This window comes from Erwinia piriflorinigrans CFBP 5888 (assembly GCF_001050515.1).
Classification (GTDB): domain Bacteria; phylum Pseudomonadota; class Gammaproteobacteria; order Enterobacterales; family Enterobacteriaceae; genus Erwinia; species Erwinia piriflorinigrans.
Genome location: NZ_CAHS01000021.1, coordinates 221,829 through 241,172 on the forward strand (window position 1 = coordinate 221,829; position 19,344 = coordinate 241,172).

Here is a 19,344-nt window from a genome sequence, read left to right on the forward strand (position 1 = left end):
ATACTTAAGAAAGTATACATGTTTACAGAATAGGCGTTCAAACAACCGATCGGGTTGTCAGCAGGAATGCCAGACCTAAAGCGGCGCGACCAAGAGGCATACTACAAATATTTCTTAAACGATGCCGTCACCACCGCCAATACCCCACCAACCAACAGCGCCGAAGGCAGCAGCAGCAGGTTTGGCCACACCGCAGTTGGCCACGCCAGATAGAGCATGCAGGGACCGTACAGCGCCGGTTTGATAAAGCGTTTGGCATGATGGTAAACAAAACTCGACTTATACCCTGCCCCGTAACGGCGCAGATCCCGCCGCACCAGCCCCTCCACCACGCCGGTTATCACAACCAGCAGGAAAAGCGGCAGGCTCAGAAACAGGATCATCACCCGGATAAAGAAAATCAGCATAACCCACACGGTTGCCTGCAGATATTCCCCCAGCCAGCTCACCATTCGCGGGCGTTCACTTAACGAACGCGAGCGGGCGGACGACGTACACCTGCTTATCGACTATCCGGCGGATAATGGGAACCAGCCTGTGCGTTCGCCACCGGGGCCGCGTAATGTGCCCGTCTGGATTCTGGGCGCCAGCCTCGCGGCTCAGATGGGTTGCTTTACCTCCCACTTTCCCCCCTGTAATTTGCAGCAGATCATCCGACATTACCGGGGCAACTTCCATCCGAGTATATATCTGAGCTCGCGATGCGTGATGGCGGGGATTAACATTTTTGCCGTGGATACCTGGGAGAAAGCCGAGTTTATTGCCAGATCGCATCGCAGTTGGGTGGTTAACAGGAATTAAGGACGAGCAGGCCTCCGGCCCCGTCCCGTGAAAGATCACCTGACTGGTATTCCTGATATGCACCTCAAGGCCATAAAGGAGGAACTCGCCTGCACGACAATGGGTAATAAAGAAGAGGTTGGCTTTACGCTACGGCGTTTCCAGGAATACACCGGCGCGGATGAACTCATGATTGACGCACGTATAGCTGTCGCCTGAAATAATTCAGGCCGCTTTTATGTCCCCAAAGGGACGAGACATACCTGATCTCCTTCTTTAGGGGCTTATTTTGGCCATTATTCAGCTTCAACGAAAGCCTGCCTAGTGTGTCATGACGGCAATAGTGACTGAGGGTGTAAAAGGCCTGAAGTACATTCAGGCCTGCGTGAGAGGGAATAGGGGGTGGTACTAACTTTAGCTGTGTTCGTTGGCAGACTTGCCGACAACGTGGCCGGTTTTGTCCGTTGCACCGGAAATAACAGCCAGAATAAGCGCACCAACTGACAGAATAGCACCGGCCCAGTTAGGTGAGTTCAAACCAAAACCGGCGGCAATAACAAGCCCCCCCAGCCACGCACCCAGTGCATTACCCAAGTTAAACAGGCCAATGTTCACGGCGGACGCGAGCGTTGGCGCACCGGCGGCCCGAGCTTTATCCATAACCAGTTTCTGGATAGGAGAAACGGTTGCAAAACCAAAGGCTGCCATCAGGAAAATGCAGATTGCAGACATAATCTGACTGTGGGCGGTGAAGTTGAAGACAAACAGCACCACGGCCTGCGCGGCCAGTGTGAAGTACAGCATGGGCATGAGAGCACGGTCAGCATAACGACCGCCGAGCTGGTTCCCCATAAACAGTCCCAGTCCGAACAGCAGCATAAGCCAAGTAATACTGCTCGCACTGTAACCGGCAAGCTCCGTCATCATCGGTGCAATGTAGGTGATAGAGGTAAAGAACGCGCCCGGGCCAAGGATTGTAATTCCCATTGCAAGCAGCACGTTCACATTACGGAACGCATTAAACTCATGCGCAAAGTTTTGATTTTCTGGGCGCGACTGGTGCGGGATGAGCCACGCAACGCTGATGATAGTGACCACACCGATAACGGCAATGATGCTAAAAGCGGTACGCCAGGACAGATGCTGCCCAATCCAGGTCCCTACAGGTACGCCAATAAGGTTCGCGACCGTGAGCCCCATGAACATGAACGAGATCGCCTGAACGCGTTTCGACGGTGCAACCATCTCCGCTGCAATGATCGATCCAATACCGAAGAAAGCGCCATGGGTCATAGAGGTAACCACCCTTCCAACAATCGCTATGCCCAGAGTCGGGGCAAAAGCTGTGATCAGGTTACCCGCGACGAAAAGCCCCATGAGAAAAACCAGCATGGCTTTTCTAGGGATTTTTGATCCCAGAATAATCAGCGCTGGCGCACCAACAAATACGCCCAGCGCGTAAGAGGTCGCCAGATTTCCTGCAACGGGAATGGAGACACTGAATTCATTTGCGATGACGGGCAACAGGCCAGCGATTATGAATTCAGTGGTTCCAATACCGAATGCACCAATCGCCAGCGCCCAGAGAGCTAATGGCATAATTATGTTCCTGTCAATTAGGTCGAATACCTGTGGAATTTACCGTCCACTGGCATCAGCTGGTGAAAAAGTGACGGAATGTCACCGTTAAATTCTATATGGCAGGAAAAGTGTGATAAACCGCTATTAAATCGTCTTACTGTAAACTTTAAGTCTACACCACCTGACCAAAGTAACCGGTTGCGGCGCGTTTTAGCAGCTCATCAACGATGAGACGCACTTTAGGGATCAGATGCCGGGTTCGTGGCCAGAGCACGTGTAACTCAACGGGCGGTGGAGTGTAGTCAGACAGGACCTGGATCAAATCGCCGGTGTCGATATGCCGGTTCACCATGCTCTCTGGCAACTGGGCAATGCCCATTCCCCCGAGGCAGGCTTTAACAATTGCGTCACCGTCACTGATCTGATGGGCATTACTCGCCGTAAACCGGATTTCACGCCCGCCGGGCGGCACAATTCGCCAGGCAAGCGGAGCCCCCCGTCGGTAGCCCATAATGCAGCGGTGTGCCTTGAGCGCATCGGGCTCAGTCGGCACACCATGATATTTCAGGTAAGCCGGGGTGGCACAAAACATCAGCTGCTGCTTACTGATGCGGCGAGCGATAAGCTCGTCGGTACTCTGAAGCTCCCCCAGACGGAGAACCAGATCGACCCCCTCTTCAACCGGATCGATAAGCCTGTCATTGAACGTTAACGTCAGCCTCAGTTCAGGATATTTTTCGGTCAGGTCAATGAGAAGCGGCATCACCAATTCCCGACCGAACGAGGCAGGCATATCAATCCGAACCACGCCGGAAGGGTTTTCCTGCCGTCGGCTGAGCGTATTTTCTGCGGCATCAAGGATTTCAAGCGCGTTTAGGCAGCTTGCTAGATAAGCCCCTCCATCACTGGTCAGGCTGAGTTTACGGGTTGAGCGATGAAATAACCGCGTACCCAGTCTCTCCTCAAGCCGTGCCACGCTTTTACCAACGGCTGATTTGGTGATCCCCAACTGCTCCGCGGCCTCAGTAAAGCTGCTAGATTTTGCCGTAATGACAAAGTTGGTAATTCCCCGCAGGGAGTCTGCTGAAAACAAAGTACACATAAAGTTAACTTAGCGGCGACTTACAGTACATTTATCAATGTCTGATTCTATACCATGCTTATTCCCGACAGTAAATAAAGCCCCGAAAGCCACCGGTGGCTCCTTCTTTCCCCTCGGGGCATTGAGTCACTCAGCCCCTCGTATCATTAAGGTACCGGAAATCAAATTATGCAGCTTATCAAGCACGACCCCACAGAATATTTTCTTCATGTGAAGTTAAACAAGCCACAGATTACTCAGACAAAGGTAAGCCCCATTGGTCTATCTGGATTTAGGTATAAAACCAAGTGTATTGACGTAAATATCAAAGCTTCTACAAACATCACTTACAGTGATTGTTAGGTGATTCAGACCGTTCAAAATGCAAAGTCTCTTCAGCGGGATGCAGATGATTACAAGTTATCTGAAGGGTACTTTAACTCGAGTCCAGGGCGTTAATGTCCGTTTGTGGCACAGGGGTGCCAGCAACAACGATTTACGACTGCTAATAGTGAGGAGCTGAAGTTCGCACGTAGGTAATGAGGGCATAAAAAACATTGACACATGTCCATACAGGGGGACTGGTCAACTTAACGTCTTCTCAAAACTGCAATTATCTCTCTCGCCAAATATCCGCTTGATACTGACGATTCGGTTTTAATGCTGGTTAATACTGCAACTTCAAGATCTTTAAGCTGTGGCAGAAAATCACTTTTGATGATGCTTACATGCTCGGGGACGCAGCAACGCGTGAGCACCGTTACCGCCATACCGCTTTCAACAGCCGCTATCTGACCAGCAACATAAGGGCTGCTGTAAACTATCCGGTAATTAATTCCACGCCGGGCCATTTCGGTAATGACCATATCTCTTGCTTCACTTCCCTGCTCATAGATGGCAATTGGGAGGGGGTTATTATTCAGAAGGTGGTGTCGTGGCGAGCCTACCCACACGAGCGGTTCGTTAAAAAGGTGTTCCCCGGTCACTCTCCCGTTTCGGGTGACGATAGCCACATCTATCTCGCCCCTTTCTATTTTAGGGATCAGGGATGAAGAGGGTTCGCAGATTAGTGATATTTCAATATTCGGATATTTCTCGCTGAATGAATTTAACACTGGCGGGAGATAACGCATTGCATAGTCGTCCGGGATACCAAAAGTAAGACGACCTCTGACGTCGGAGCCGGACAGAGAACGCATCGCTGAGTGATAGACGGCCACAATATTGCTGGCATGTTGTAGCAGCTCTTCGCCAGTGGGCGTTAGCGTTAGCTTACGGTCTCCTCTTCTGAAAACCTTCCTGCCAAGATTATCCTCAATATTCTTTATATGCATGCTTATGGCCGACTGCGAGCGGCAGAGCACATTCGCTGCATCTGTCATGGAACCCAGGCGGGCTACGGTCAAAAAAGTTTTTAACCAGGCAATTTCGAGGTTTGGCACTTTCATAAAGGCTATTTGATTTTCGAATAGGTGGTAGCTGAATTATTCATTATATTGATACTTTGCGACGACTTACAATCAGCCATTTACAGGACGGCATATGAAAAATGTAAAGTCTTTCGCTTTTGTACATGCATGCACGCTGCTCTTTGGGCTTTCGGCTCTAATAGGCAATAGAGCAGACTCCGGGATTATGACGCTGATATTTGGTCGCGGGGTATTTGCCTTTCTGGCTCTGGCAGCGATTATGCTGGTATTTGTCCGATGTTCGACACGCGCACGCTTGTCGGATATTGGCAGGCTAATGCTTAGCGGTGCACTTCTCGGTCTGCACTGGATCTGCTTCTTTAATGGCGTTAAGCAGGGCGGGATTGCAGTCGGCACGCTCGGTTTTGCATGCTTTCCGGCTTTCGTCACTCTGTTCGAAGCGATAATCGTCCGTCAGCTGCCCTCTGCGACAGACGGTATTATCATCATACTGATAATTTCCGGGTTGTTGGTCATCTCTCACAACAGTGCGGGGAGCGCCATATTCTCTCCGGGCCTTGCGTGGGGCATCGCCGCAGGATTTACTAACGCTATCTTTATTATTTTTAACCGCTACGTCCGGACCAGCGCTACGCCTCTGGAATCCAGTCTGTGGCTATGCGCAGGTTGTACCCTTTTTTCACTTCCTGGAGCACGAGGGCTTTTTCAATCCTCATTCGAGGACCTTGGCATGCTTATGATCCTCGGGATATTCTGCACAGCACTGGCATTCACGCTGCTCATCTTTGGCTCAAGAGATTCCAGCGCTAAAAGCGTATCGTTCATTATTGCCCTGGAGCCGGTCTATGCCATTCTGCTTGCATGGATACTGCTTGCACAACCGGTCAACTTGAGTACAGGTTTTGGCGCAAGCCTGATAGTCGGGGCTGCGATATTATCGACACAATTCAATAAACAGGCGTGAAAGATGCGGCCGCAATTAATAAAGAAGAGAACAGAATGACTGAACAATACTTTTATCCGATCGGCACGCCTGGAATAGCCTGGCAGCGGCAAGAGATAGATGCGTGGCGTAATCAGCAGCGGAAACAGCGTAGTTACGGGGAAATTCTGGCGCTTTTCCGAAAAGCCGCACGTCGTGCCGAGTTGACGATTTACGGGCATTTAAACTACGCATCAGAGAATTATGAGCTAATCGCACTCCGATCGTCTGGTTGGGATAACTCACTTCCGGTGGCACTTATCACCGGCGGAGTGCACGGGTATGAGACCAGTGGCGTTCTCGCACCGTTTCGCTTTCTGCATGAACACACAGATGAATACGTCGGAAGAATAAACCTTTTGATTGCACCTTGCGTCAGCCCGTGGGCTTATGAGCGTATAACCCGGTGGAACTATAACGCTATTGATACCAACCGACAGTTTCGTGTCGGCGGCGAAAGCGCTGAGGCCGATGCGCTCATGGCCCTGGTTGCGCCATGGAAAGAAAAAATCCTCGTGCACGTTGATCTTCACGAAACTACCGACACCGATGAAAGTGAATTCAGCCCCGCTCTGGCCGCTCGAGATGGTGAGATTTATAAGCCTGAGAACATTCCTGATGGCTTTTATCTGGTCAGCGATACGGCTAACTCACGACCTGATTTTCAGAGCGCCATCATCGAGAGCGTCAGCAAAATGACACACATCGCCCCTTCTGGTGAAAACGGGATGCTGCTGGGCTACCCGACCATTGGCCCCGGCGTGGTCGAGTATCCAAACCGAGAGTACGGGCTGTGCTCAACCATCAGTGACGCCAGGTACACCACCACAACCGAGGTGTATCCCGATAACAACAAAACCGATCCTGAAGAATGTATACGTGCGCAGGTCGCTGCTATCAGGGCAGCACTGGATTTTGCCTTGGCAAATCCTTCGTAACACCTGATTTTGAAAGGGGGAGGATCAATTTATTTCTGTAAACTCTCCCCCACGGCATATTCACCCTTCAGACCAGAGCAGGATCGTAAAGAATAAAGCTCCGGCCAAAAGAATGCCGAGGGTTTACAGGGGAAGCAGATCGCAATTACAGGCAGCCCCACCGTCTCCATTTGAGCACCATATCTGGCACACACAATTCCAGTCCGTCATTCCGTCAGAAGTGCACTGCCCTATCGGGTTCGCATTAGCGTAAAAGCAGGAAAATAAAATAGCCAGAGCAAGGATTATTTTTTTCATAACGCTTTCCTTATAGTGGTAAAAATAAAGACCTTACAATAACTAAAGGTTATTAAACTACCATCATCCAGGCAACTGCTTATTCTGGTTTAATGTGAATAACGATAAAAACTGTGAAGCCGATCGGATGAAAAATAGTGAAATAAAAGTGTTTCGCAACTGACTCTGGTTACTATGCTTTTTCGGCAGCATAATCACGGAAAAACCTTTCTCATCAGGTCGCCGTTCTGCGCATTCGATCTTAAGCCTCTCAGAGAACCAGCAGAGTCTGTTGAATGGCTGCTCCGTAGACGGAACGAGCTGGGGCTGAGTGCTGCGTTGGCAACAGGCGGTGACGGCATCGTTCGGTAACAAAAATGCTGAGTCAGCACGGCGGACGGGGTCATAGTCACCTGACAGGCGCTGCCATATTACCCCAGAAATTCACCTCTATTGAATGTGAATTTATTCAATGTTGTATAAAAACAAGACTCAATAAAATGTGAAAAATTGACTGTGGAATTAAAAACGTCATATGATAGCAATCACCTGAATGAATCAGCACAACAATTTACAACAAGGAACTTCCCATGAAAATAGTTGAATCCAAAGAAAAACATGATGAAACCAGAAAATTAATTTCTAATCACCTTAATGAGTATAACTCAAAGTTCATCAATAATCGTTTCGAAGAGGTGTGTTTCTATATTAATGACGATGAAGAGAATCTTATTGCGGGAATAGTTGGTGAAGTTTACGGTTCAGGGATGTACATACAATTACTGTGGGTTGATGAGAAAAAAAGAGGCCTGAGTCTCGGGAAAAAATTACTGGAAAATGCAGAGAGCAAAGCCAGAGAAATAGGGTGTCATTTTATCACGTTAGATACCTTCAATTTTCAGGCACCAGATTATTATTTACGCTGCGGCTTTCAAATATTTGGAGAGCTGGACTGTGGCGAATCCGTAACAAGGTACTATCTTAAAAAAGTATTATAAGTAGCATGTGTTTAAATGAGCAGGGGTGGTGAATCATTTAAACACCACCCATGCCATTAAGATTGGTAACCATCGCGTTACAAGATTTGCAGACGCTATTCTGTCTCTATTTAATTACTATTTATCTTTCTTTCGCGCCGCGCCCGGAGACGCCCCATCGACACAAAACAGCCACACAAAAGGGCGTGCTGCCCTGATACCCTTAGCTGGCGAAGAACCGCAAAACGCCGGTTGTAGATGGTTTTAATGCTCTGATCTTGAACCCGCGCTTGCGTCAACTCTGGTATGCCGACAATCATGTAAATAAGTGCAGTCAATAATAGCGGGGAGAGTTCGGTTCTGAACCGGTTCACCCCAGGTATAAGACAGTCGTGGCGCAGGGTGAGATGGAGCAGCCAGCCTAATCGCTCTGCACGAAGGCGCGCTGGTACCACACGGACATATGCCGCAAGCTCTGATGGCAAACCTGCAAGCTCCAAGAGAGCAAACGCACAGAATGGCGACATATCCGTCACCAGTGCCACTGGAACCGGCCGTCGTGACATCAGTGCCGCCAGCTCCCGAAGAGTTTCTATCTGTGCGGCCAAAATCCCCCGTGGGTGCACCACAACGCCGGTAACGGGATAATCACTCTCTTCCGGTCTGTTACCCAATGCAGTCAGCGCTCTGATTGGAGCGGGGTACGCAAGTAACAAGTGACAGATTGCCTGCCGACTGAACACACAGGCATCCACGACAAGTAACTCTCGGGTGCCTTCTGGAAATACTCCCTCGTACTTCATCATTCTTAATTCCATCTTAGAACTATTGAAACACTGCGACAGGCTTCAAGGCACTCCACCGTGCCGTGTATAAAACAGTCAGAAGACTGACTATTTGGGTCCCTGGTGTTGGCAGAAAAAACTAAAAAAAGGTCTTTTATAATTTTGAACTATCAATTTATGCAAATAAATTAATGCTTTTCGCCAAACAAAGTCAACATAAAAGTTGACAAAAAGAACTCACAAATGGCTCCTTCTCAAGAAAAAAACAATATACTACTGATATATATAGTAAAATTAATATTCAGAAAAGACGTTAGCGATTTACAAATGTATCTTTTAATGTAAACTTTTTTAAGGAATTATTGATAATCATCACATTTATTTATAGAATTGTGTGAGATAGCAGAAAGGAACAACAACTAATGAACGTATCGGGCTCTCAGAGAAAAAACAATATAATCAATAATATAGAATATATAATAAGAAGCCGTGGCGAGACTAAAGTTTCCTTTGCAAATCGTACAGGTGTCACCCGGGCCACCTTATACAAAATATTAGACGGAAAGGTGAACAATGTTCAGCGCTCAACCATCACCCGTATCGCGGACTTCTTCGGGGTCACTTGCGAAGTTATTGAGAATCACAATTTAGAACATATTGAACTTGTAGAAAACACGCTTTCCCCTGACGGAAATAAGAACCCTGCGGCGATCCCAGTGATCCCACAATCTGATTTTCTCTCTAATATCGAAAACCGAATTGGTAGTCTGGTCACTCAATATCCTGTGACGTGGTTTTTTGGTGAGGCATCAAATATGGTTGCATTGTTAGTCGAGGAGAAAATTGACGATTTTTTCTTTCCAGGTGACATCCTGATTATAAAAAGAAAATCCCCACCAAGAGATAATCAGCTTGCCTTATTTTACTCCAGTCAGAATAAAATCTTCGTCAGAGAGAACAATCATCACGTTCTGTATATGACACATGAAGCAGAGTCATTATTGGGTACTGTCATTGAAGAAAGAATTCAGTAAGAACCATACACAAATAAATATTTAAGGATGAGTTAAATATGGGAAAGAACAAAAGATATAAACTGCTTGGTTTTAATCGTTCAAATGTTATTACAGCCAATGTGATGGTCCTTGCTACCGGGAAACATATCAGTATCGGATTGGAAGAACTCGAGGGCAGTGAAATCTCGGATGACTTCAATCAGCATGAATTAAAAGCTCTCTATCGTCGACTCTATGGTGATCCTAAAACTAAAACTTCCTACGATCTGGGCGACAGGCATGAGCGTTCCTGGTATGCCTACTTGATAATAAGTGTTGCACTCACTGTGATTTACATTCTGAGCACTGTCAGTGGTGTAAAGCCCATTATTATTCCTGTGATAAACTTTGTCGTTCCCCCCGCTATATTCTTTTACCCGCTCTCATTTATTCTCGTTGATATTATCAACGAATTCTACGGATTACGAATGGCGAGAAGAACTATTTTTATCTCGTTCATCTCAAACATCCTTTTTGTCACAGGACTATGGGTTACCAGTCTCCTGCCCGGTCTGGCAGAATGGGAACTAAACGCATTTTATAGCGAGTTCGTTCACAGTATTATCGCCGTGCTCTTTGCCTCTTCAGCGGCCTATCTTGTGTCAGAAAATATCAATTCAATGATACTTTGTAAGATAAAAGAGTTAACGAATTCAAGGTATCTTTTTATACGCGTGATTAGCAGTAACATCATCGCGTCGGCTATTGACAGTATTATTTTCTGTACATTAGCCTTTTATAAGGTTCTCAGTGCCGATACCATCAAGAGCATGATTGTATCCATATTCATCATAAAAATTGGGTACGCGCTGGTTGGTGTTGGTCCAATCTATGCTGTACGTGAATTATTCAGAAGATATATCCATAAATAAACTCATTAAAAATCATAAAAGACATAAATATGAAAACTGAAGAAATAACGCTACTGGGTAAAAATACGGGTTATACCCAGCACTATGCCCCTGAACTACTGGAATCCCTGCCACGTTCACGCGGCAGGGATGAAATCAGTGTAAAGCATGGTAGCTTACCCTTCTCGGGCTACGATCTTTGGACAGGCTTTGAAGTTTCCTGGCTGAACGATAAAGGTAAACCCCTTGTGGCAGTTGCAGAATTTTTTATACCGGCAAGCAGCCATAATCTCATTGAATCAAAGTCATTTAAGCTCTATCTGAATAGCTTCAATCAGACAAAATTTACTACGCCTGACAGGGTTGTCGCCACACTTGAAAAAGATTTGTCATTAGCAGCAGGCGGGAACGTAAAGGTTAAGCTCTACACCAACTTCGATGATTATTCTTTCCTCATCGCCCCCCTGCCTGGAGAATGCATCGATCATCTGGATATTGAGATTGATAATTACGTATTTAATCCTGATTATCTCTTTGATTCTGTTTCCGGCGATGTGGTGTCAGAAACGCTCGCTTCAAATCTGTTGAAATCTAATTGTCTCGTTACCAACCAGCCCGACTGGGGAAGCGTTATTATCAGATATGAAGGGAAGAGAATAAATCGTGAAAATTTACTTCGCTACCTTATTTCATTCAGAACGCATAATGAATTTCATGAACAATGCGTTGAACGGATATTCAGTGACATTCGCCATTATTGCAAACCAGACAAACTCACTGTATTTGCACGATATACTCGCAGGGGTGGCCTGGATATTAACCCGTTCAGAAGTAATTTTGAGGAAGACCTGCCCGTAGAGCGATTAATACGCCAATAAGAAAAGTGAACAGTGCGCCTCCTGTGAAGGCGCATGCACTACGCACTACGGCTGTCGTCCTGGCTCAAGCCGGTTCATGATTTCCCGCCCATCGCGAATCAGTTCATCAGTTTGGCTCATAAGATTTCCCTGTTATGGCTTGATTTTCTGATACCTGGGTTGGAATGGCGACAACCAGCAGGCCAGACAGACCAATCGCTACGCCGGCCAGAATATAGAGCGACGAAACAGAAAAAGCAGATACCATCCCGGCCCCCACAGAAGCCCCAATGCCAATAGCCGCATTAAAAAACGAAACGTAAACAGCAGAAGCAGAGAAGGGGCCATCCGTCGCGATGCGTAATACCCACGTCTGGAAACCGACAAAAATGCCTGATACTGCTACTCCCCAGACAATGATCGCAGCCAGAATGGCCGTGCGGGAAAGCGAGCCATCGGCAAGGCCGAGGAAAACCAGCACCGTTGCGATAAGCAGGACGGACAGCGAAACGGTCAACTTCAGATGTTTATCAATTAAGAAGCTGGTCAGAAAATTGCCTGCCAGGCCAGCAATGCCATACACGAACAGGACAAGCGGAATAAGCGATGTTAAGAGGCCGGGCTGCGTATGTAGCCAGGGTTCGATATAGGTGAATGCCGCAAAATGAGAGGTCACTGTCAGTAAGGTCGCGGCATAGATTTTCCATAAGGTGGATGATTTCAGCACGCCTTTGAGGGCGGTAAAACCGATAGCGCTCCTGCTATTAATCTGCGGAATAAAGAGAGTCATGCCGACAAACCCGACCACGCAGAGAAGCGCCATCAGCCAGAAGGCCTGCCGCCAGCCAAAATGAATACCCACATAATTAGCTAACGGTACGCCAAATACGCTGGCTGCTGATACACCGCCGAAAACAATCGATGTCGCTACCCCGATGTATCTTGCCGGAACCATGGCGAAAGCCGTAGCACCAATCATTGCCCAGAAAGCGCCGTGTGCTAACGCACCGAGGATGCGTGCAACAAGAAGCACAGCGTAACTGCTGACCACAGCTGACAATATATTAGACAAAAGAAGTATCAGAGTCAGTGTAAGCAGTAGCCGTTTCTTGGCAATATTGCCAAGAAATAATGATGCGAAGAGCGCGCTAATAGCGCCTGTCCAGGCGTAGAGGGAAACGCTCATTCCGATCGCAGATTCAGTCGTATGCAGTCCGACTGCAATCGGCGTTAGCAAGCCGACGGGAGCCAGCTCCGTGGTTACAATAGTGAATGTGGATATGGCAAGGACAAATAACGCAAGCCATAAGCCGATGGTCATTTGCTGCGGATGGGTTTCCGAATTCATATTTTTACCTCTTTAACGATAATTATCAGACAGCTAATCAACGTGACAAAGATGAGCGTATCTTTCCAAATAAGGCATTTTTATTCCATTAGAAGGGATGAAAAAAAATAATCCCCCGCATATATTCACCAGCAGTTTTATAGAGGGCGAAAACGCAGCATTTTACATCCAACACATTATTTCATGCCATTGAAAGGATATAGACAGATAAAGAATTGCATTACCCGCAGTACAAACAGGAAAACAAATACCGTTGGAATCATTTACTCCACCTTTATCTGAATAATCATTCCACATTAAATTTATCAGAATGAACCTTAAACGGAATTGTTAAATATGTAATACTTTTTTTGTATCAAAACAAAGTCATCATGATATAAATGGCGATGAAAGTCGGCTAAACTGGAGTTTTTCAGCAACATGGAAGGACGCAATGGGAATCGCTACACACTTAATCGGCAATAATTTTCCCAGCGTAAAGCAGCTGCAATGCTTTCTTGCTGTCGCCCATGAACTGAACTTCCGCCGTGCCGCCGATCGCTTGAGAATGACCCAGCCTCCCCTTACCCGACAGATAAAATGCCTGGAGGCTGCTCTGGAGCAGCAGCTGTTCAGCAGGAGCACGCATAAGGTAAATTTGACGGATGCTGGACGAGAACTGGTGAGCAAAGCAGAAAAAATCCTCGCGGAGCTTTACGCGTTAAAATCGAACACCGATCTCAATCACAGCCGTTTGCGTATCGGGCTAACCCGAACGCTTCATTTTTCCTGCATTCATCCACTCGGCAAACAGCTCAGTCAACTGGGTGTGGGGGATGATATTCCTGATATGACGTCGGCCCAGCTCCTACAGTGCCTTTCCAGAAATACACTTGATCTAGTTCTGACAGGTGAACAAGGCACGGGGCACGAGGACAGGGTGCAATACAAGTGGCTTTGCCGCGAACCTCTTCGCCTGGCGATGCCTGCACGACATCCGGCAAGTTTACAGGAAACCGTATCGCTAAAGGAGGTCAGTGATTTACCTCTTTTCTGGTTTTCCAGAAGTGCTAATCCAACCTTTTATGACAAGTGTGAAAGGTATTTTGCAACCCTGGGCGGCATGTTGAAGAGAATAAAAGAGCCTGATGATTCGCTGACCATGCTGACCCACATAGCCGGAGGGAACGGTTTTGCCCTTCTGCCGCAGTCAAAATGCACCTTTCATCAGGAAGGACTCTGCTACAGGAAATTGCCTGAACATGAAGCACAGCAGCTTAATATTGATATCTATGCCGCCACCCGGCTTGATGAAGAACGTTTGTCTGTCCTGAATGCTCTGGATATTTTAAAAGGTGGATGAAATTTTCTTATCCAGGTCGGTCGAAAAACGGACGAAGCATCGCGCAACTTTACCCCTGTTTCCCACTCCTTCATGGGTAAAATATTTGAGCGATATTAGGGACTGGCGGATTAGGATGTGGCCCGATTGATATATAATTACGATATTCGTGCATAAATTCAGTAGCGGCAAGCGCGCCTCCTTTCATATAGGCGTCATTAACCATATACACTGCTGAAACAGGAACCCCCGTAATATTCAGCGTTTCATACATTGCCATTGTGCCATGATATCCTTCAACCGGTTTACCCGTTATCTGCGCAAAACGTGCCGCTACGCTCATTCCGGCAGATGATTGCTCAGCACTGTGGCAAACAAGCATTCTGATACTGGAATAGTGATAGTCGATAATACCATGCTCAAACAACAGTTGATAAAACGAGTCGGCATTTAGCCATGTATTATTATCAGCACGTAATAAGCCTGGTAAGCCATGAGCCACAATGTTTAATCGGGGGATTCCGCTATCCCAATCAATTGCCGTGTAGGTGGCGTGCACGGGCATTGACGGAACATTGGGATGTGGGATGTATCCTTCAAAAGCATGAGAACCAATCACCTTAGGTGATTTAATACCCATCTCCTCGAATCTTGACAAATGCATGTTGGTATTCTGTTCAGCAAAGGCTCTACCAAACTGCATTAACCCAGTCGCCACCCCGGCAATCCCCGTCGCCATTGATACCCAGCCTAGCACGGCCGATGCGCGCGGATTATTGTCTTCCGACACCCCGCTGGCGATGGCGGTCGCATCCGCCACTAAGCCCAACCCTCCTGCGACCAGTGAGGTGGTCGATGCCGCGCCCAGAGCCGCCATCACGCCACCCGCAGCCGCTATTGATGCCCCGGCAGTGAATACCGAGAAGGCCAGCCCCAGTGTTCCCGTCACGATCCCCATTATCCCCTGCCAACTGATGTGCCCAGACGGATCGGTGTTGTTCACCGGGTCACCTGCGCAGTATGCGTAAGCATTAATGCCGCCAGCACCGAACGGGCTTAGGTTGTCCGGGCAGTTAAAACGCATCAGCACAGGATTGTAAGCTCGATAGCCATTACCCAGAGGGTAGCACCCGCTGATCGGATCAGCCCGCTCACCGTTGAAACCCGGCAGCAGATGGGTTGCCTCTCCTTTACCGTACGGTGACCAGAGGTGGTGTTTACCTTCCTTCTGACTGCCTTCATGCGACCATATCAGGCTGTTGTGCCCATCGCTGGCCATCAACGTCAGACTGCTGCCATTGCCCACTCCCAGACAACAATGCCCGTTCTTAATCAGACGGGCTACCTCCCCTTGCTGTACCTCATTGACTCGTTCTGCACCACGGTAATATAGCTGGCGGCTGCTCGTGCCGCTGACGCTCTGACTGATCAGGCGGTTGAGCGCGTCATAGCCATAGCTGCTTTCACCGCTGATGCGGGTTAACCGGCCAATAGCGTCATAGGAGAGTAAGCGGCCTGCCTCATCCCGTGTCATGCGCCCTTCGGCATCATATTCCAGCAGAATCCTCTTCGGGTAGCCAGCCTGGGAGTGCTCTATGGCGGTGAGTTGGGTTGGGTCGGCGCTGTTTCCATAATAATATGTCGCAACATCAATGCCACCGTCTATCAATGGCGTCGTTATCGTCGTCAGATTATTCAGCGCATCATATTTGTACGCCTGTGCGATGATCTGATGACTATACGCATCCTGTGGCAGGCTGGTGCCGCTCACCGTATAGCTTACGAGACGGTTACGGACATCGTAGCCGAAGCGCTCCACTCGTATCACTCCCTTATTCCGTAGAGTCGTCCGACCCGCCATCAGACCATTTGGCAGCCAGCTCTGCATCACTTTTAGCTCGCCATCACTGCTGTCTGTCATTGTTCGGGCAGTTTCCCAACCAAAATCGTCAAATGTCAGCTGGGTGAGCAGCGTAGCCCGCGTGGCGACATTGGTGACCAACTGCCGGTTCAGTCGCCCCAGCGCGTCATACTTCAGGTCTACGGTGAGATCCGCATCTTTAATCGTGGTGATCCGCCCGAACGTGTCCTGTTCACGGGTGGTTTTTTTACCGGCAATGTCCTTGTACTCCAACATTTTTCCTGCCAGCGTACGGGTATAGCCGACGTTACGCGAGAGGCCCCATTGGGTGAAATTTTCTGCCTTCAGGCTACCGGATGGGTTCAGAGAGTAATGTATCCTGGTATCGCCTTCCTCCGCCGTGATCAGACGGCCTGTTGCCGGGTCATAGCTGAACTTCTGCACCACTCCGTCAACCGTCATGCTGCTAACCACGTTTCCCAACTCAGGAATGTGCGTATATTTCACTATTTTCCCTGACGGCAGGGTGACTGAAGAGGGAAGCGGCGCGGCAGCATCGTAGGCGTATAACGTGGTTCGTCCACCGCTTAAGCGCTTGGTCACTCTGCCAAAACCGTCAAACTCCTGCCTCCCAAGCAGCCAGGTCTGTGGATTACCGTCAAGACCTTTGCCCGTCACGCTGATGGTGGCCACCTGGTTGCCAGTCAGGTGAGCGGCATACGTCCGTTTTACCGTACTATTGTCCGCCAGGGTCTGTGTCAGCACGCGCCCGAATGCGTCGTAACTCACTGCTGTTTGATGATTAAGTTCATCCGTATCCAGCCGCATGCGTCCAAGTCCATCCCACTCACGGTGACGCTCACCCTGCGTCTGACCAGCGGTATTCTTACGAGTCTCCGTGAGCGGCAAGCGGCTCCGTTCTTCCAGTACGGTGGTAAATGACCCAGAGTTGAGGTTTTCACCGTTCGCACTGCCCTGTAGCGATACGGTTTGCGTCAGCAGTATTGGGTCACTGACCTGCACAAACTTCGTGCCATCCGTAAAAACCTGCTCACTCGTGCAGCCCCAGCCATCATGTGCAATGACGGTGCCGAGGCGTTGCGGCACGGATGAATGGCTCAGCCAGTCGTTACAGGAACCGGCAACCCTCTCCCCCAGGGGCCCCCAGGTCCGTGATGAGACCTCCAACCACTTCTGCGAGGCATCGTTATCAAAACGTCGACGGCTTGATTCACGGCCTGCCCCGTCAAAAAAGGTTTTCGTCTGGTTGCCCGCCGCATCGATTTCGAGGGTGACCGGGCCTCGGTCTTCAATGGTATATGACCATGTCGTTTTTCGTTCATGTACCATTCCCGGCTGCACGCGGTGGGTTAACACGCGGCCAACCTTATCGTAGGCCCAGGCCACCGTGACGCCTTGCGCATCCGTTTCAGACAGAAGGTGTCCAAGGCGGGTATGGCGCAGGGTCGTGCGGTATGCCGTCAGGTTATCGTGGGAGGTAAAGACCTCAGACTGCTGAATCCCCTGCGGCGTGGATTTGTAGGTGAATGACTGGCGGCGGGTATACGAATCGCTGGCCTCGACGTCGGGTGTCAGGGTGATAATCCGTGTCTTTTCACGAGCGAACGTCAAGCCGTCAGCCACATCACTATAGTAGTCACGGCTGATGAGTATCCGCGCACTGCCCGTGGTTCGCGTGATCGTGTCCGCCACCACGGCATAGCCTTTGCCGTTTATGGCACCCTGCTTTTTCCACGTATTGACCACCAGAGAGAGAGGTTCATCGCCCTTAACGCGAAGCGGAGTGAGCGTTTTACTTTTCAGGTAGCGGGTGAAACCATGCGGGTCCGCCGGACAGACCTTACCTTCCCCTTCGGCCGGGTAATACACATACTCTGTTACGGCGCCATCCGGATCGTCCTGTCGCAGCGGGTTACCCGCCTCATCAAATTGCCAGCGAGTCACGCGCGTGCGCGGCAATGCGCCACTGCCATCATCCCAAGTTACAACCTGCCGGGCGGGCAAGGCATACTGGGCAGGCTGTTCATCGAAGGTCGCGCCCGGAATAGCATGATATTGTGTGGAATACAGGTACGTTTTTCCGGCCCGGTAGGTGCTTTCTGATACCTGAAGATGATAACTATTGTAGCGCCGCGTCACCGTGCTCAGAACGGTGTTACCGTCCATGCCCATCGCTTTTGCCGTAGAGCCATATTGGTAGTCGTTGAGCAGTATCATCAGCATCTCGTCAGTATCAGGCTGCCACTGATTCTGGCCCGCATCCCTGCCGAGATAGTTATGCTCCGTCCACTCCCACTGAGTAATACTGCGTGGCTGCCCGCCTCCCGGGAATATTTTATGCATGTGCACGCAGGGCAGCGCGCTACGGCCTGCAATGTCAGGAAAAGCCATTGCCCTATCAGAGTAATAGTCCACTTTCTCCGTCAGCCCAGTCGGCGATGTGACGCTGGTAATCACCCGGTAATCCTTTCCAGGACCGACATCATCGTAAAGAAATATCCAGATTCGCGGAGTGATATCGGCGTTGCTGGTCACACGGGTCAGATACGCATTGGTAAACTTGAATACGACCTGGTAACCCGATTCGGCATCGCCTGGAAGCACGCTGACCCCCAGTGTGGCAAACATATCATTGGCATGGGATATGGCGCACAGCACCGTTCCATCATCATCCGTTATCCTCTCCAGCCGGGGCGGCGAGTACGACGAGCGCCATGCCAGGTTAAGGCTTCGTCCGTCAGGGGCCGTGATACGGGTTGGAAGAAACACCGCACCGAATAGAGAAAGGCTTTCGATAAGTCCGGATTTGTGAATAACCCGGTAAATGGCGTTGCCGATATTTTCAAAAATAAAATTTTTAAGTTTTTTTTGTTTAACGATCGTTCCACTGCTGCTGATGAGATACTCCTCACCGGTGGAAAGCACCAGCTTGCGGGTAGCGATGCTATAGCGTGTCAGATTCAGGGAAAAACCCTGGCCAAATCCTTCGTTGTCGGATGATAACGGCGAGTATTGCAGCGACAGCGATAGCGCCGGGCCAGCCAGCTTGCAGGAGTGAAGACTAACCAACGGTAGACTGACATTAAAAAGGCCGGTACGCGGATCGACGCCACCCTGCACCGCACTGATAAAGTTACTCGCCTGAGAATAAAAAGAAGGCGATTTCATAAATTAACTCCGTTAGCGAATATGATCGATAT

General features: G+C 49.0%; 14 protein-coding genes and 1 pseudogene. 8 read left to right on the forward strand and 7 right to left on the reverse strand.

Annotated features, from left to right (window positions below; translation table 11 throughout):
• Nucleotides 1-101: 101 nt before the first annotated feature.
• Nucleotides 102-452: pseudogene (locus tag EPIR_RS15480) on the reverse strand (TIGR03747 family integrating conjugative element membrane protein); the annotation flags it as partial.
• Nucleotides 453-828: 376 nt separating this feature from the next.
• On the opposite strand from EPIR_RS15480, the gene EPIR_RS18810 reads away from it, so the two are divergent.
• Nucleotides 829-999: a hypothetical protein gene (locus tag EPIR_RS18810; RefSeq protein ID WP_023656424.1), complete on the forward strand. Its 171-nt coding sequence runs from the start codon at nt 829-831 to the stop codon at nt 997-999.
• A gap of 195 nt (nt 1,000-1,194) precedes the next feature.
• Here EPIR_RS18810 and EPIR_RS15490 read toward each other — a convergent pair whose 3' ends face one another.
• The 3 genes from EPIR_RS15490 to EPIR_RS15500 all read right to left on the reverse strand — a co-directional run bounded on the left by EPIR_RS15490 (nt 1,195) and on the right by EPIR_RS15500 (nt 4,890).
• Nucleotides 1,195-2,379: an MFS transporter gene (locus EPIR_RS15490; protein ID WP_023656425.1), complete on the reverse strand. Its 1,185-nt coding sequence runs from the start codon at nt 2,377-2,379 to the stop codon at nt 1,195-1,197.
• 154 nt (nt 2,380-2,533) lie between these two features.
• Complete coding sequence (locus tag EPIR_RS15495; RefSeq protein ID WP_023656426.1) at nt 2,534-3,463, reverse strand: LysR family transcriptional regulator; 930 nt, start codon at nt 3,461-3,463, stop codon at nt 2,534-2,536.
• Nucleotides 3,464-4,032: 569 nt separating this feature from the next.
• Complete coding sequence (locus EPIR_RS15500) at nt 4,033-4,890, reverse strand: LysR family transcriptional regulator (RefSeq protein WP_023656427.1); 858 nt, start codon at nt 4,888-4,890, stop codon at nt 4,033-4,035.
• 94 nt (nt 4,891-4,984) lie between these two features.
• On the opposite strand from EPIR_RS15500, the gene EPIR_RS15505 reads away from it, so the two are divergent.
• The 3 genes from EPIR_RS15505 (at nt 4,985) to EPIR_RS15515 (ending at nt 8,066) form a co-directional block, all read left to right on the forward strand.
• Entirely contained in the window at nt 4,985-5,836 is an 852-nt protein-coding gene (locus EPIR_RS15505) for a DMT family transporter (RefSeq protein ID WP_023656428.1), read from the forward strand.
• 35 nt (nt 5,837-5,871) lie between these two features.
• Nucleotides 5,872-6,792 (forward strand): M14 family metallopeptidase, encoded by a 921-nt coding sequence (locus EPIR_RS15510; RefSeq protein ID WP_023656429.1) that lies wholly within the window; start codon nt 5,872-5,874, stop codon nt 6,790-6,792.
• Nucleotides 6,793-7,658: 866 nt separating this feature from the next.
• Nucleotides 7,659-8,066 (forward strand): GNAT family N-acetyltransferase, encoded by a 408-nt coding sequence (locus EPIR_RS15515; RefSeq protein ID WP_023656430.1) that lies wholly within the window; start codon nt 7,659-7,661, stop codon nt 8,064-8,066.
• Nucleotides 8,067-8,176: 110 nt separating this feature from the next.
• Here EPIR_RS15515 and EPIR_RS15520 read toward each other — a convergent pair whose 3' ends face one another.
• Nucleotides 8,177-8,851: a hypothetical protein gene (locus EPIR_RS15520; protein ID WP_048697858.1), complete on the reverse strand. Its 675-nt coding sequence runs from the start codon at nt 8,849-8,851 to the stop codon at nt 8,177-8,179.
• Nucleotides 8,852-9,252: 401 nt separating this feature from the next.
• Here EPIR_RS15520 and EPIR_RS15525 point away from each other — a divergent pair, with 401 nt between their 5' ends.
• The 3 genes from EPIR_RS15525 to queF are packed head-to-tail and all read left to right on the forward strand — an operon-like array spanning nt 9,253 to nt 11,614.
• Entirely contained in the window at nt 9,253-9,864 is a 612-nt protein-coding gene (locus EPIR_RS15525) for a helix-turn-helix domain-containing protein (RefSeq protein WP_023656431.1), read from the forward strand.
• Between the two features lie 38 nt (nt 9,865-9,902).
• Nucleotides 9,903-10,757: a queuosine precursor transporter gene (locus EPIR_RS15530; protein WP_023656432.1), complete on the forward strand. Its 855-nt coding sequence runs from the start codon at nt 9,903-9,905 to the stop codon at nt 10,755-10,757.
• 29 nt (nt 10,758-10,786) lie between these two features.
• The gene (gene queF / locus EPIR_RS15535; protein WP_023656433.1) at nt 10,787-11,614 is read left to right on the forward strand and encodes an NADPH-dependent 7-cyano-7-deazaguanine reductase QueF; all 828 of its coding nucleotides are present in this window, start codon (nt 10,787-10,789) and stop codon (nt 11,612-11,614) included.
• 106 nt (nt 11,615-11,720) lie between these two features.
• On the opposite strand, the gene EPIR_RS15540 is transcribed toward queF, so the two are convergent.
• On the reverse strand, nt 11,721-12,941 hold the full coding sequence (locus EPIR_RS15540; RefSeq protein ID WP_023656434.1) for an MFS transporter: 1,221 nt from the start codon (nt 12,939-12,941) through the stop codon (nt 11,721-11,723).
• A gap of 433 nt (nt 12,942-13,374) precedes the next feature.
• On the opposite strand from EPIR_RS15540, the gene EPIR_RS15545 reads away from it, so the two are divergent.
• Entirely contained in the window at nt 13,375-14,283 is a 909-nt protein-coding gene (locus EPIR_RS15545; protein ID WP_023656436.1) for a LysR family transcriptional regulator, read from the forward strand.
• Between the two features lie 70 nt (nt 14,284-14,353).
• Here EPIR_RS15545 and EPIR_RS15550 read toward each other — a convergent pair whose 3' ends face one another.
• Entirely contained in the window at nt 14,354-19,312 is a 4,959-nt protein-coding gene (locus EPIR_RS15550) for an RHS repeat domain-containing protein (RefSeq protein ID WP_023656437.1), read from the reverse strand.
• Nucleotides 19,313-19,344 lie beyond the last annotated feature (32 nt).